This window comes from Planktotalea sp. (genome assembly GCF_050633725.1).
Classification (GTDB): Bacteria; Pseudomonadota; Alphaproteobacteria; order Rhodobacterales; family Rhodobacteraceae; genus Planktotalea.
In genome coordinates, this window is the sequence record NZ_JBOEHB010000009.1 from 147,322 (window position 1) to 159,777 (window position 12,456).

13 protein-coding genes and 2 tRNA genes are annotated in these 12,456 nt (G+C 53.3%); 4 read left to right on the forward strand and 11 right to left on the reverse strand.

The window, feature by feature from the left end; genetic code table 11:
- Positions 1-53: 53 nt before the first annotated feature.
- Positions 54-130: transfer RNA gene (locus tag ACRBCU_RS09760), tRNA-His, on the reverse strand.
- Positions 131-183: 53 nt separating this feature from the next.
- Positions 184-666: a GNAT family N-acetyltransferase gene (locus tag ACRBCU_RS09765; RefSeq protein WP_431365196.1), complete on the reverse strand. Its 483-nt coding sequence runs from the start codon at positions 664-666 to the stop codon at positions 184-186.
- A gap of 82 nt (positions 667-748) precedes the next feature.
- Here ACRBCU_RS09765 and ACRBCU_RS09770 point away from each other — a divergent pair, with 82 nt between their 5' ends.
- Positions 749-940, forward strand: coding sequence for a DUF6324 family protein (locus ACRBCU_RS09770; protein ID WP_431365197.1), 192 nt, complete (start codon positions 749-751; stop codon positions 938-940).
- Positions 941-944: 4 nt separating this feature from the next.
- Here ACRBCU_RS09770 and ACRBCU_RS09775 read toward each other — a convergent pair whose 3' ends face one another.
- Positions 945-1,409, reverse strand: a complete 465-nt coding sequence (locus ACRBCU_RS09775) for an MmcB family DNA repair protein (RefSeq protein ID WP_431365198.1) — start codon at positions 1,407-1,409, stop codon at positions 945-947.
- A 278-nt stretch (positions 1,410-1,687) separates the two neighbouring features.
- On the reverse strand, positions 1,688-2,023 hold the full coding sequence (locus ACRBCU_RS09780; protein ID WP_431365199.1) for a hypothetical protein: 336 nt from the start codon (positions 2,021-2,023) through the stop codon (positions 1,688-1,690).
- A gap of 170 nt (positions 2,024-2,193) precedes the next feature.
- Between ACRBCU_RS09780 and ACRBCU_RS09785 the strand changes: the two genes are divergently transcribed.
- Positions 2,194-2,556: a hypothetical protein gene (locus ACRBCU_RS09785; protein ID WP_431365200.1), complete on the forward strand. Its 363-nt coding sequence runs from the start codon at positions 2,194-2,196 to the stop codon at positions 2,554-2,556.
- Between the two features lie 9 nt (positions 2,557-2,565).
- On the opposite strand, the gene nusB is transcribed toward ACRBCU_RS09785, so the two are convergent.
- The 4 genes from nusB to rlmB all read right to left on the reverse strand — a co-directional run bounded on the left by nusB (position 2,566) and on the right by rlmB (position 5,597).
- A complete protein-coding gene (gene nusB, locus ACRBCU_RS09790; protein ID WP_431365201.1) occupies positions 2,566-3,045 on the reverse strand; it encodes a transcription antitermination factor NusB in 480 nt (159 codons plus the stop codon).
- The gene (locus tag ACRBCU_RS09795) at positions 3,042-3,593 is read right to left on the reverse strand and encodes a 6,7-dimethyl-8-ribityllumazine synthase (protein ID WP_431365202.1); all 552 of its coding nucleotides are present in this window, start codon (positions 3,591-3,593) and stop codon (positions 3,042-3,044) included. The genes nusB and ACRBCU_RS09795 overlap by 4 nt, the downstream gene beginning before the upstream one ends.
- A gap of 14 nt (positions 3,594-3,607) precedes the next feature.
- Complete coding sequence (ribB, locus tag ACRBCU_RS09800) at positions 3,608-4,741, reverse strand: 3,4-dihydroxy-2-butanone-4-phosphate synthase (RefSeq protein ID WP_431365203.1); 1,134 nt, start codon at positions 4,739-4,741, stop codon at positions 3,608-3,610.
- A 76-nt stretch (positions 4,742-4,817) separates the two neighbouring features.
- Positions 4,818-5,597: a 23S rRNA (guanosine(2251)-2'-O)-methyltransferase RlmB gene (rlmB, locus tag ACRBCU_RS09805; RefSeq protein ID WP_431365204.1), complete on the reverse strand. Its 780-nt coding sequence runs from the start codon at positions 5,595-5,597 to the stop codon at positions 4,818-4,820.
- Between the two features lie 134 nt (positions 5,598-5,731).
- Here rlmB and ACRBCU_RS09810 point away from each other — a divergent pair.
- A tRNA-Tyr gene (locus tag ACRBCU_RS09810) sits at positions 5,732-5,815 on the forward strand.
- 199 nt (positions 5,816-6,014) lie between these two features.
- Positions 6,015-7,658, forward strand: coding sequence for a sulfatase-like hydrolase/transferase (locus tag ACRBCU_RS09815; RefSeq protein ID WP_431365205.1), 1,644 nt, complete (start codon positions 6,015-6,017; stop codon positions 7,656-7,658).
- Between the two features lie 15 nt (positions 7,659-7,673).
- Here the strand turns inward: ACRBCU_RS09815 and ACRBCU_RS09820 are convergent, their stop codons facing one another.
- From ACRBCU_RS09820 to ACRBCU_RS09830, 3 genes are all read right to left on the reverse strand, one after another.
- Entirely contained in the window at positions 7,674-9,230 is a 1,557-nt protein-coding gene (locus ACRBCU_RS09820) for a calcium-binding protein (RefSeq protein ID WP_431365206.1), read from the reverse strand.
- Between the two features lie 80 nt (positions 9,231-9,310).
- Positions 9,311-10,630, reverse strand: a complete 1,320-nt coding sequence (locus ACRBCU_RS09825; protein WP_431365207.1) for an HlyD family type I secretion periplasmic adaptor subunit — start codon at positions 10,628-10,630, stop codon at positions 9,311-9,313.
- On the reverse strand, positions 10,620-12,359 hold the full coding sequence (locus ACRBCU_RS09830) for a type I secretion system permease/ATPase (protein ID WP_431365208.1): 1,740 nt from the start codon (positions 12,357-12,359) through the stop codon (positions 10,620-10,622). The genes ACRBCU_RS09825 and ACRBCU_RS09830 overlap by 11 nt, the downstream gene beginning before the upstream one ends.
- Positions 12,360-12,456: the final 97 nt, after the last annotated feature.

Consider the following 12,456-nt stretch of genomic DNA (forward strand, 5'->3'; position numbering starts at 1 on the left):
GACGTCGCACGCAAACTGGCAGTGTCAAATACTAGGTTTCAAATGTAGGGAAATGGTACCGCCTCCCCGGCTCGAACGGGGGACCCCTGGTTCCACAAACCAGTGCTCTAACCAACTGAGCTAAGGCGGCACACTACGGGGATTTAGCTTTTGACTCGTTTGATTGCAAGGCTCTTTTCGTGACTAAAACGCGATTTCCCATTGTTGCTCAATCAGATCCACACCGAAGGACTTGACGGGCTTGGATGAAACACAAGACCAGCCAAATTTTGCGTAAAGCGCGCAGGCAGAGATGTGGCTCGCATGGGTCCAGAGCGTCATTCGTGCATAGCCTGCCTTCTTCGCATAGCTCATACATTCACGGAGCAATAACCTACCAACCCCCTGCCCTCTGGCCTCAGGAACCAGTAAAAACATCCTAAGCTTTGCGGTTTGCTCATCCAATCGGACACAAAAGATACTACCTAGTCGCCTGCTTCCCTTGCGAGCGATCCAACCTCTTTGCCCTTGACCTTCAGACGTGTTTTCAAACTCAGTCAATATTTGATCAACGAGCGGGCCAAATGTTTCATCAAATCCCTCATCTTGCGCATAAAGGGTCTGGTGCGCCTCAACGAGCCAACCATGATCCCCTGCGCAATATGGCGTTAATTCAATCGTGTTCATTGGCAAAGTCAAAGACACATCGCCTTGCAGAGCAAGCCGTTTTTCAGTAGCCGAGACAGACAACCGGCAAAGGATCTCAGCGATGGGCATTAACACAGAACGCGATATCGAAGCGAATATGCAAATCGGCCCAACAGATGCGGGCATGGTTCGTATCTTTATCGAAGGCGATGGCATCGAAATTCCGATGGATTTTGATCCAGAGGAAGCCGAAGAAATCGCAGAAGAAATTCGCGCAGCGGCCTCACGCGCACGAAATATCGCGGCAAAATAAACCGTTAGAGCCAGATCTTTTTGCGCGGATCGCGATAAGACTGCAATCTGCGGGCGGCATCTGTCGCAAACTTCTGGATCATCACCTTGCGCCGCGCAGGCGCGAGCTTGTCCTCTGGGGCCATGCGGATGATTTCCGCGTCATATGCGTCAGCGATAAGTAGGCCAGTTTCATCTGGCAATAGCTCTGTCGGGAACTCGGAATCGACCGCCCAAAAATAGCGATCGCACCACTCCAAATAGCCCTGCCATTTTTTGTCGGTTTGAAAGTCGGCAATGCTGGACTTGCACTCAATCACCCACAACTCGCCCTTGGGTCCCAACGCCAACACATCCACGCGCAGGCCGCGCTTTGGCACGAATTCCTCAAGCGTTACAAAGCCATGACTGGCCATATGCCGAGAAACGCCACGCGCCAAAAGCTGACCGGGCATCAGCTCTGTCTTTGGAAGTATGCTGGTATCGTTCATGCAGATGATTTATGAACAAAATGAGAACAAAATCAAGGGCGCTTAAATTTCTGCGCCCCTTGTAGCGCCACCGCAGACGCATTAGGTTAGTCCACGGCGGTTTCTGCCCTTCTTGTTTGTCGGTAGCATTCCAGTGGCCTTAAGCATTTCCTTGGGAGCTGGCTCTGTCTGGACCCTGGTTCATTTACCTGGCGCCCACCTGTACATACAGGTCCTCGGGAATCAAAACCAGAACGGTTGCGCGCGGTTCCGCCACTTTCCACCCTTTGTGATTGGGATTAGCGCTTGGCGCTGAACGGATCACGCGGGCGCGCTTCAACGCGAATTGGAATCAACTGGGGCTCACGCTGCAAGAGCCTCTGACGATGCCCGCCGCGTGGTTCATCGTCATCGTCATCTTTCATTCGCATGATCGAAATTGCGAACTGAACGCCTGCGAACACGATCCCATTGAACAGCCAGAGCATGAAGACTGCAAGAATGCCATCGGCCGAGTGAGTCACAAGATACCAAAGGTTCATCACGTTGAAATAGAGCAAGCCAGCCACGAAAACGCCAGAAATCATGAACCCAATCAACACCTGCGTGATGTAGTGTTTTATCAACTTTTCCATGAATCCCATCCCACTTTCTTACTCGTGACAAAGCGTAAGCTTCTGACGACCAGAGGCAAGGCGAATCTTAGAAAAACAGCGCAAAGACCGCAAATCGAGCGCTACAAACAGTTCATTGACTTAAATGGCGAAGCGCCTAGGCTGTTTGAACATATTTTGAAAGGGAATTTATGAAACATATCGTCTTAGCGGCTACTGCAATCGCCTTGTTCGTTGCCTCCCCATCGTATGCTCAGAACTTCAAACGCGTCACCAAAGAGGCCGATTTCCGTGCCATCTTTGTCGGCAAAAACCTGAGCTTTCCGGGAGGAACGGCAGTCATCCATGCCAATGGAAAAACCGACGGGAAACTGGACAAAAAGGGCAAGTACCACGGCGTTTGGGCATGGCAAAAACGTTTCTATTGCCGAAACCTTGTTATCGGCGGCAAAGAAACTGGCACCAATTGTCAGAAAATCGAGATCGACGGAAACACCGCGCGCTTTACACGCGACCAGGGAAAAGGCCGCGTAAGCGTTATCACGATAAACTAAGCGCGTGGTCTAAAACTGATCCGGTCGCGCCTCGCGCGCAATGTGATCCAGAACCGCGTTTACAAAGCGCGGTTCTTTTCCGTCAGGGAAGAATGCAGAGGCAATATCCACAAATTCCTTGATCACCACCTTTGGCGGCGTATCGCTCTGGGTCAGCTCCGCGCCAGCTGCGCGAAATAGGCCACGAAGGGTTGGATCAATACGGGCAATCGGCCATTTGGCGACCAAAGCACGGTCCGTCATTTGATCGATTTGCGCTTGGTGGTTCACCGCATCTTTGACAAGTGCGCGGAACAAATCGACATCGCCTTCTACAAATTCCATATCTTCATAGATCGCGCCAAAACGGTGATCCAGAAACTCGACGATCACCGAATCCGTCGTTTGACCTGACACTTCCATTTGATAGAGCGCCTGAACCGCGTAAAAACGCGACGCGGATTTCATCTTGCGCTTGGCATTGCCAGAAAGGGGTGTGTCGGTAGTCATGCGAGGTCTTTTCCTTTGCCAAACCCTGCCAGCTGATATTCATCCGACGCAGGTTTAAACCCTACCCCTTTACGCTGGCCGCCCCACTTACGAGCGAGCGCGATAAGATGCAAGGCCGCAGCCGCCGCACCGCCACCTTTGTTTTGATCCTTGGGATCAGCACGCACTTCCGCTTGAGTGCGATTTTCGACCGTAAGAATACCATTGCCAATGCAAAGCCCTTGCAAGCCAAGCAATTGCAGCGCGCGAGAGCTGTCGTTGCAAACCGTGTCGTAATGCGTTGTCTCGCCGCGAATAACGCAACCAAGCGCGACATACCCATCAAAGTTGCTGAGACGCTCTGCGATTCCCACAGCCGTTGGAATCTCCAAAGCTCCGGGCACTTCGGTTATCTCGTAAGTCCCGCCCGCCGCTTCGATTTCGGCCACAGCACCTGCGAGCATATTGTCTGCGATGTCTTTGTAATAAGGCGAAACAACGATCAGCAATTTCACGGGGCGATCGAACTCTGCACGCGGCAGAACATAATGCTTTTCACTTCCAGCCATGGTTTTTCCTCGCCTTACTCAGCAGTCTTTTGGGCATTGATCGGACGGGTACCAACAATGTTGAGACCATAGGCGTCCAAGCCAACGTAACGTGTTTGCGGGCTGTCGCTCAAAAGCTCCATGTCCGTTAAACCTAAACTCGACAGAATTTGAGCACCAAGGCCAATATTGCGAACAATACGTGGGCCTTCTTCGTCGTCATCGTCATTAAGTGATTTCCGCGGCTCGCGGAAGAGGCACACGACACCGCGCCCTTCATCAGCGATGATTTGCATTGCGCGCGGCAACTCATTCGCCGGTTTAGGCCCAAGCCCCAACACATCTTGCGCCTCTTTGAGCGCATGGGTTCGTACAAGAACGGGCGCATCGGAAGAGATATCACCTTTGATCAAGCACACATGGTCAATCCCATGTGTAAGATCGGTGAAAATGCGCATTTCCCAATCTCCGCCAAATTCTGAGGTGATTTTCTCTACGCTCGTTTCGCGCACCAAATTATCGTGACGACGACGATAAGCAATCAAGTCGCTTATCGTGCCGATTTTTAGCCCATGTTTTTTGCCAATCTCAACCAGTTCAGGCAAACGTGCCATGGTGCCATCTTCGTTCATGATCTCACAAATTACGCCCGATGGGTTTCGCCCAGCCAAGCGTGAAATATCGACAGCAGCTTCCGTGTGCCCCGCACGCACCAAGACCCCGCCATTGCGCGCGCGCAGCGGAAAAACATGCCCCGGCGTCGCAATCTCTGCAGGGCCATTGTTCGGATCAATGGCAGCCGCGACCGTAAGCGCGCGATCGCCTGCCGAAATCCCAGTACTCACGCCTTCGCGCGCTTCGATTGATACGGTAAAAGCAGTTTCATGACGCGAACTGTTGTGCATCGCCATCATGGGCAAGCCTAGCTGCTCGATGCGGCTCGCTTCCATAGGCAAACAAATCAAACCCCGGCCATATGTCGCCATGAAATTGATCGCGCTGGGATCACAGGCATCCGCCGGGATTACGAAATCACCCTCATTCTCGCGATCTTCATGATCGACAAGGATAAACATACGTCCGTTGCGCGCATCTTCAATGATGTCTTGCACAGGAGAGATCGCATCTCGCCAATTTTCCTCAACGGGACCGGGTTTTTCAAAACTCATGGCTATCGCCTTTTACTTGTGTTGCTTTGCAAATAGCCCATGGGGCGTGCCATTGCTAGCGCAGTGCGAGGGCAAACTAGCGCGGCAAGCTCGCATAAAGCGCAACTGCCGCCGCGTTAGAAACGTTGAGAGAGCCAAACGCACCGGCAAATTCAATCTTGACCAAAGCATCGACAGTTTCTTTTGTTTTGTCGCGCAAGCCCGGGCCTTCAGCACCAAGAACCAAAGCAATCGGGCGATCCCTCCTGCCTTCCAGAGCGGTTTCAATTGTTTGCTCTGCTTCACCATCAAGGCCCAGCACAAAGTAACCCATCTTTTGCAGCGCCTCGATGCTTTCCGCGAGGTTTCGTATCCGCAAATAGGGTTGTCGCTCTAGCGCGCCGCTCGCTGTCTTCGCCAAAGCCCCTGTTTCTGGAGCCGAACCACGGTGCGTGCCGATAACGGCGCTCGCGCCAAACACTTCAGCAGATCGAAGAATCGCCCCGACGTTATGCGGATCAGTCACGCGATCGAGCAAGATAGCGCGCGGAACTGCGGCGCTGCCGCCAACACAAACATCTTCCAAGCGCCCCCACTTAAGCGGCTTAACTTCTAAAGCTGCGCCTTGATGAACCGATTGCGGATCAAGCGGCGCGTTGAATTTGCGCGGCTCGCACATTTCTGGCTCCATACCAGAAAACGCTATCGCTTCGGCCAACTTATCCATCGCATTTCGGGTTACGACCAATTTTAGCTTTTGGCGCTCAGGATTCATCAGCGCATCACGCACCGCATGCAGACCAAAAAGCCACAAAGTCTCAGCATTGGACGCTTTTTTGTCCTGCTCTTTTTTCACGACCCACTTAGGTTTTTTCATCTTTGGCTCCTTTGGCGCGTGGCCTCGCAACGCATTGCCTTGAATGAGTTGGCTTCGCAAGAGTTTTTCGGGTTGACGGCTATTTGCCCCGCTTGTAATCACCCGCTCACGCACTGGGTTTCGGCCCATGCAGTGGGCGACAGGCCGCAAGGTGTGGCAGGGGACTGTAACTCCCTCGCGGAGACGCACGCCTGGTTCGATTCCAGGGTCGCCCACCACTCTAAACCAAGCTTACCTTTATACCAACGCAGACCGCATTCTTGGGCGTTTCCACGCATCCAGCTTCGATACATCATTCCAAATCTACGAAGGCGCGTCGCACCGCTCAAACTACTCGCACCGTGAATTTGCGGCTCGCAGCTAGCGCTTCACACTTCTGTTGTGTACGAATTAACAAACATTGCTGGCGAGGCCGAAATGAACATTCTTTTCATTATGTACGACCAATTGCGTTTTGATTACCTGAGTTGTGCAGGGCATCCGCATCTACACACGCCTAACTTTGATCGCGTGGCGAACATGGGTGTGCGCTTTACCAATGCGTACGTACAATCGCCTGTCTGTGGCGGATCTCGCATGTGTTATTATACGGGACGATATGCTTCATCACATGGGGCGCACTGGAACGGATTTCCACTGCGTGTTGGCGAAATGACTTTAGGTGATCATTTGCGCGATGCGGGCATGGAGAGCTGGCTCATAGGCAAGACCCATATGAAAGCCGACGCGGCCGGAATGGCGCGCTTGGGCCTCTCGCCTGACAGTGAAATCGGCGCACGCCAAGCCGAGTGCGGCTTTGACACATGGATCAGAGACGATGGTCTTTGGGGGCAAGGGCCAGATGGGTTTTATGATGAAAAACGCTCGCCTTATAACGAGTATCTCAAAGGCAAGGGCTACCCCTCTGAAAACCCTTGGGCGGATTTCGCCAATGCGGGCATTGACGAAGGCGGCGACATGGCGTCGGGTTGGATATTCAAGAATGCGGACAAGGCCGCCAACGTGCGCGAACAAGATAGCGAAACGCCTTGGTTGACCACCAAAACCATCGAATTCATTGAGGAAAAGAAAGGGCCGTGGATGGCCCATGTCAGCTATATCAAACCTCATTGGCCCTACATCGTCCCTGCCCCTTATCACAATATGTTCGGAGCAAATCATGTGCCCGCAGCCACGCGCCACGAGGTAGAGCGGGACGATCCACAGCCTGTCTTTGGCGCGTATATGGAAAACAAAATCGCGACCGCGTTTCAGCAAGACGAAGTACGTCAAAAAGTTATCCCCGCTTATATGGGGTTGATCAAGCAATGCGATGACCAACTGGGCCGCTTGCTGGATCACCTCGAAAAGACCGATGCGTTAAAAGAGACGATGATCGTGCTGACATCGGACCACGGTGATTATCTTGGGGATCATTGGCTTGGCGAAAAAGACCTCTTTCATGAGCAATCGGTAAAAGTCCCGATGATCATTTACGATCCGCGCAAAGAGGCGAGCGCAACGCGCGGTACGACGTGTGACGCGCTGGTGGAAAGCATTGATCTCGCGCCAACCTTTGTCGAAGCCGCAGGGGGAAAGATCGCCGATCATATTCTAGAAGGCCGCGCCCTTACGCCTTGGCTGCATGGAGAAACGCCAGAATGGCGCGAATTCGCGATTAGCGAATATGATTACTCTGTCACACCGCAAGCCGCGCGTCTCGGGTTGGAGCCACGCGATGCGCGGCTCTTTATGGTATTTGATGGTCGCTTTAAACTAATGCACGCTGAAGGCGGGTTCCGCCCGATGTTGTTCGATCTTGAAACCGACCCAGAAGAATTTCACGATCTTGCGAAAGGCGACGAACATAAGGATGAGATCGACCGACTTTATGGCTATCTCTTCCAATGGGCACGCCGTATGTCGCAGCGCGTAACCAAATCAGAGGATGATATCAAAGCCATGCGCGGCAAGTCTATCAGACGCGGGATTTTGCCTTTCCTTGCCGATGGGAGCGAAGTGCCCGAAGAGCTCACGCAGCACTATCGCGGGAAAGCCCCGGAAGACTTCCGCGATAGCTAGGCGATTAAACCCTCGTTACAGAATGAAGTCGCTCTGATCTAGCCCAAGCGTATTTGTCACAAAGATGCGCATCTCGGCGGAGCCGTTGCCATCGATATCGACATACGCCAGCGTATTGCCTGCGGCCGTCTCGTTTAGGCGCAGTTCTGCCGTACCCGTGCCGCTAAATGAACCAGTGCCAATGAAATCAAGCGTACCTGCAAAGACCTGAGAGACATCAATCAAATCGGATTGATCGAACTGTTGAATCTCATCGCGGTTTGATGAGTTCGGGCTTGCTCCGGTAGAGCCAAATACAAACACATCTGCGCCAGAGCCACCAATCAACAGATCCTGGCCCAAGCCTCCATTCAGCGTGTCATCGCCGGACCCGCCGATGAGCGTGTCATTGCCTGCGTTGCCTTCCAGCAGATCATCGCCCGCCTTGCCGAGCAGCATATCAGCGCCGTCGCCCCCCGCGAGCGTATCACTGCCCTCACCGCCGCGCAGCGTATCATCACCGCCGCCGCCGTCCAGATCATCGCTGCCAGTGCCGCCACGCAAAAGATCAGCGCCCTTGCCGCCCTCCAACGTGTCAGCCCCCTCGCCGCCGCGCAACGTATCGCCACCCGCGCCGCCAAACAGTTGATCGTCGTCGTTGCCGCCTTTTAGCACATCGTTATCTTCATCGCCGCTCAACGTGTCTTCACCCGCGCCGCCAAGCAGTGTGTCATTGCCAAGCCCCCCTTCAAAACGGTCCTCATAGAGGGCGCCGACAATCAAATCACCGCTTAACCCGCCAAAAAGCGTACCAGTGATGTGGCCTTCGCCGCGCGCCTTGTAGATGTCACCGTAATCGCCAAGAATGACATTGCCGAGCACCTCGCCCGAATTGGTAAAGCTATTGGCGTCATCACCAGCCAAATTGACGCCCCCGCTCAGCGTGCCAGAGTTCGTAAGGAAGGTTGCACCAAGGCCGCCATCATAAGCCCAAACGCTCCCGACAATGAGACCTGTATTCACGATCGTTGCCGTCTCTGCGACGCCTAGCCCCGAAGCGTCAATACCAACATCGTCGCCATCCAGTGTTCCAGAATTCTCAATGTTCCCTGATCCCGACATCTCAATCGCGCTGGTAGAGTTTGAAAAAATCACCCCAGCGTTGTTGATCTGCGCGCCTTCACCGTCCAAGTTCAACGCGCCTTGACCTGTACCGACAAAGGGAACCCCAATATATCCGAAATTACTGATAACAGTGCCAGCCCCGTCGGAATCTATCGGGCCGCCTGTAATCGTGCCATAGTTAACGATAACATTGTCATCGCCAAAGCCTGAAAAAGCAAAATATTCGTCGTGGCTCGTGACGCTGCCACCTTGGGAGATCGTGACGTAGATGTCATCGTTTCCACCAAATTCAATCGCCCTGTAGGTGAGTGAAGCAAGGTGTCCCGATATAAGAATCTGGGATCCGGAGTTCGCGTTCACGGCAGTGCCAGATTGTGAATAATGAGAAATGCCCGGAAGCAGAAAGTAATCCTCTCCGCTTATTAGCGTGATGTTTCCCGATAAATTGGTGTCAACGATCTGGACCATTTTGAATTTCCTTGCGTGAAATTACGCCGACTGGCGCGAAAAACGAAAGCCTACTCAAAAAGGTTGCTCGAGATCAAGCCTCACGCTTCGCGGAAGGCCTTATTAAAGTAATCCATCAAAGGCTTCATCAAATAGCTAAGCGGAGAGCGATCTGCTGTTTTGATGAAAGCTTCCACCGGCATACCAGGCACCAATTGCTGGCCTTCAAGTTTGACCAGCTCGCCCTCATTCGGCAAAAGCTCGGCCTGGTAAAAGGAAATGCCAGACACCTCATCGGTAAACACATCCGCCGATAGACGCGTCACAGAGCCGAAAATTTCGGGCGTTGTACGCTGATCGAACGCGACGAAACGCAGCGTTGCCGCCTGCCCCTCATGGACTTGGTCAATATGGATTGCTTCGACGCGTGCGGAAACGATCAGGGCTTGATCCTGAGGGATCACATACATGATCGGCGCGGCGGGTGAGATCACCGATTGCAAAGCAAACACCGTGTTACCATAGATCACACCAGACACAGGCGAGCGCACTTCCATTTTTGACAGCGTATCGCGAGCAGACAAAGCCCGTTCCACCAGCTCGTTCTCTTGGAACTGTAAGTCGCGCAGAGTGCTGATCGCCTCTTCGCGGCGCAATGTGCTTAGGCGCAAAATTTCGATATTGAGACGCGCAATGTCACCTTTGAGCTGAGCAACACCAGCAGTGTATTGACCAATCGCACCGTTAAGGCGCGCTTCTTCTCGGCGCAAAGCGGATACGCGCGACGCCTGAGCCAGCCCTTTATCAAGCAGCGTTTTTGCGTCTTCGAGCTCAGAGATAATGAGCTTTGCTTGCCCCTCACTTGCGAGAAGTTGCGCTTCGCCTCCTCTGATCTGATCGTGCGTTTGCTCGATCTGGTTCTTAAGCTGCTCCGTCTCTTGCTCAAGCGCGATCAAGCGTGTTTGGAATAGACGTTTTTGTCCCTCGATGAGGGAAGCAACATCAGGGTCTTGCGCAGCAATTGCGAGGATCTCGTCACCAAAAACAATCTCTTTTGCGTCGTCACGTTCAGCGCTCAACCGGCCTTTTCGAGCGCGAATTTCATTCAGTTGGGCGTTGATGATTGCCAGCTCAGAGCGCAGCAGAGTGTCATCAAGACGCAAAACCACGTCTCCTGCTTTGACGCGATCACCGTCGCGCACAAAGAGTTCACCGACAACGCCGCCTTGAGGGTGTTGCACCACTTGGCGGTTGTTCTCGACTTGGATCATGCCCGACGCAATGACTGCGCCAGCGATGCGTGCTTGCACACTCCAAACACCAATCACGCCAAGCAGTACTGCAAGCGCGGCATACCCAACAAACAAGGGCTTTCCAGCTTTGGCAATCGACTTTCGGGGGGCGTTATTTTCAGGCGTCATTAGGCTTATCCCCTGTAATCTCACGCGTTACTTGACCCGAGTTTTGAACCATCGCTTTTAGCACCTCATCGCGTGGCCCATTGGCCTTTACCCGCCCTTTGTCCATAACGATAAGGCGGTCGCATTCTGAAATGGCTTGGGGGCGGTGGGTCATAATTACAACTGCACGCTCAGAGCCTTTGAATTCGCGAACAGTGCGGTTCAATGCATCCGTCCCAACGCTATCGAGCGCCGAATTTGGCTCGTCCAGCACCAACATGACAGGGTCTTGATACAGCGCGCGCGCCAGAGCGAGACGTTGCTTTTGGCCTCCTGACAGGAGGTTATCGTTGCCATGAAGAACCGTTTTATATCCATCAGGTAGCGCCAAAATCATGTCATGCGCGTTTGCGCGTTTGGCGGCATCAAAGACTTTCTCTTCATCCACATCAATTGACATGCGGGCAATGTTTTCAGCGACGGTGCCACTAAATAGCGTCACGTTTTGCGGCAGATATCCAATGAGAGAGCCTAGTTGATCAGGATCATACTGATCTAACGTCGCGCCGCCAAATCGGATCTCACCCGCCGCTGCTGGCATCAACCCCACAAGAGCTTTGGCTAAGGTCGATTTTCCCGTACCACTGTTACCGATGACGCCAAGCACCTGCCCCGGCTCAATCGTGAAACTTACGCCCGCAAGGATCGGCGTGCGCGTAACTGGCGCAACAACCGCGACCCCTTGGAAAGACATATGCGCAGGAGGCGTCGGCAGCTTGATGGTTTCGTCATCTTCCGGGATCGCTTGCAACAAACGAGCGATGCCGCGCCACCCTTCTACGGCGCGCTGAATCAAGGCCCATTGACCAACCGATTGCTCAATCGGAGCAAGCGCACGTCCTAGCAGGATAGAACCCGCGATCATCGCGCCTGCCGTTAATTCCCCCTCAAGCGTCAACCATGCGCCCAGAGCCAGCATCGCGGATTGCAAGAAGAGTCGAAACGCTTTGGTGAGCGCGGTAAAACTGCCCGTCCAATCGCTCGCACCAACGGTTTGTACCAAGGCTTCATTCTGAACGCCCTGCCAGCGCGCTTGCATGGCTTTACTCATACCTTGCGAGCGAACGATTTCGCTCGAATTACGAGTCTGATCCGCAAATCCATGCGCTGCGGTAGATTTTTGCTGTGCCTCAAGCGTTTTGCGATTGGTCAGCAGGCTGTTTAGGACCGCGACCAAGATCAATATCGCGCCGCCAGCTACGGCAAGCCAGCCCAGAAGCGGGTGGAAGATAAAAATCGCAGCGATGAACAGCGGAGTCCAGGGGATGTCGAAAATCGCGAGCATCACAGGAGAGATGAAAAAGGTCTGCACTGCATCAAGCTGGCGCAGCCCAACCGCAGGCTGCGAGCGCGCATCGGGCATCAGCGAGTGGCGCAGGCTTGCATCAAAGACGCGCGCATCCAGCTTCTCGCGAAACCGAACGGCAAAACGCGCAAGTAAGCGACCACGTGCGTAATCTAACAGACCCATCAACAAATAGAGAGCGGCAACAAGCGCGAATAAAGCCACCAGCGTTTCTTCAGAACGCGATCCAAGCACACGGTCATAGACCTGCAACATGAACAGCGGGCCAGTCAGCATCAAAAGGTTTACAAAAATTGAAAACGTGAAAACGGAGCCAAGCAAGCTAGCCCCAGCGCGGCGCGCGGCGCGGAGTTCAGCTTTTCCTGTGGGTCGTTGTTTGGCCATATTAGGGTCGCCCTAAACATTTGTTAAAAATCAAAAGAAATCCAACGCGCAATCTGCGTTGCGCGTTAGTAAACTTGACAAGACAATATGTTACAAC

Excerpts from the sequence above, each read along its gene's own strand:
- ACRBCU_RS09765 (WP_431365196.1), bottom strand. The coding sequence starts at position 666 with ATGAACACGATTGAATTAACGCCATATTGCGCAGGGGATCATGGTTGG.
- ACRBCU_RS09770 (WP_431365197.1), top strand. The coding sequence starts at position 749 with ATGGGCATTAACACAGAACGCGATATCGAAGCGAATATGCAAATCGGC.
- ACRBCU_RS09775 (WP_431365198.1), bottom strand. The coding sequence starts at position 1,409 with ATGAACGATACCAGCATACTTCCAAAGACAGAGCTGATGCCCGGTCAG.
- ACRBCU_RS09780 (WP_431365199.1), bottom strand. The coding sequence starts at position 2,023 with ATGGAAAAGTTGATAAAACACTACATCACGCAGGTGTTGATTGGGTTC.
- ACRBCU_RS09785 (WP_431365200.1), top strand. The coding sequence starts at position 2,194 with ATGAAACATATCGTCTTAGCGGCTACTGCAATCGCCTTGTTCGTTGCC.
- nusB (WP_431365201.1), bottom strand. The coding sequence starts at position 3,045 with ATGACTACCGACACACCCCTTTCTGGCAATGCCAAGCGCAAGATGAAA.
- ACRBCU_RS09795 (WP_431365202.1), bottom strand. The coding sequence starts at position 3,593 with ATGGCTGGAAGTGAAAAGCATTATGTTCTGCCGCGTGCAGAGTTCGAT.
- ribB (WP_431365203.1), bottom strand. The coding sequence starts at position 4,741 with ATGAGTTTTGAAAAACCCGGTCCCGTTGAGGAAAATTGGCGAGATGCG.
- rlmB (WP_431365204.1), bottom strand. The coding sequence starts at position 5,597 with ATGAAAAAACCTAAGTGGGTCGTGAAAAAAGAGCAGGACAAAAAAGCG.
- ACRBCU_RS09815 (WP_431365205.1), top strand. The coding sequence starts at position 6,015 with ATGAACATTCTTTTCATTATGTACGACCAATTGCGTTTTGATTACCTG.
- ACRBCU_RS09820 (WP_431365206.1), bottom strand. The coding sequence starts at position 9,230 with ATGGTCCAGATCGTTGACACCAATTTATCGGGAAACATCACGCTAATA.
- ACRBCU_RS09825 (WP_431365207.1), bottom strand. The coding sequence starts at position 10,630 with ATGACGCCTGAAAATAACGCCCCCCGAAAGTCGATTGCCAAAGCTGGA.
- ACRBCU_RS09830 (WP_431365208.1), bottom strand. The coding sequence starts at position 12,359 with ATGGCCAAACAACGACCCACAGGAAAAGCTGAACTCCGCGCCGCGCGC.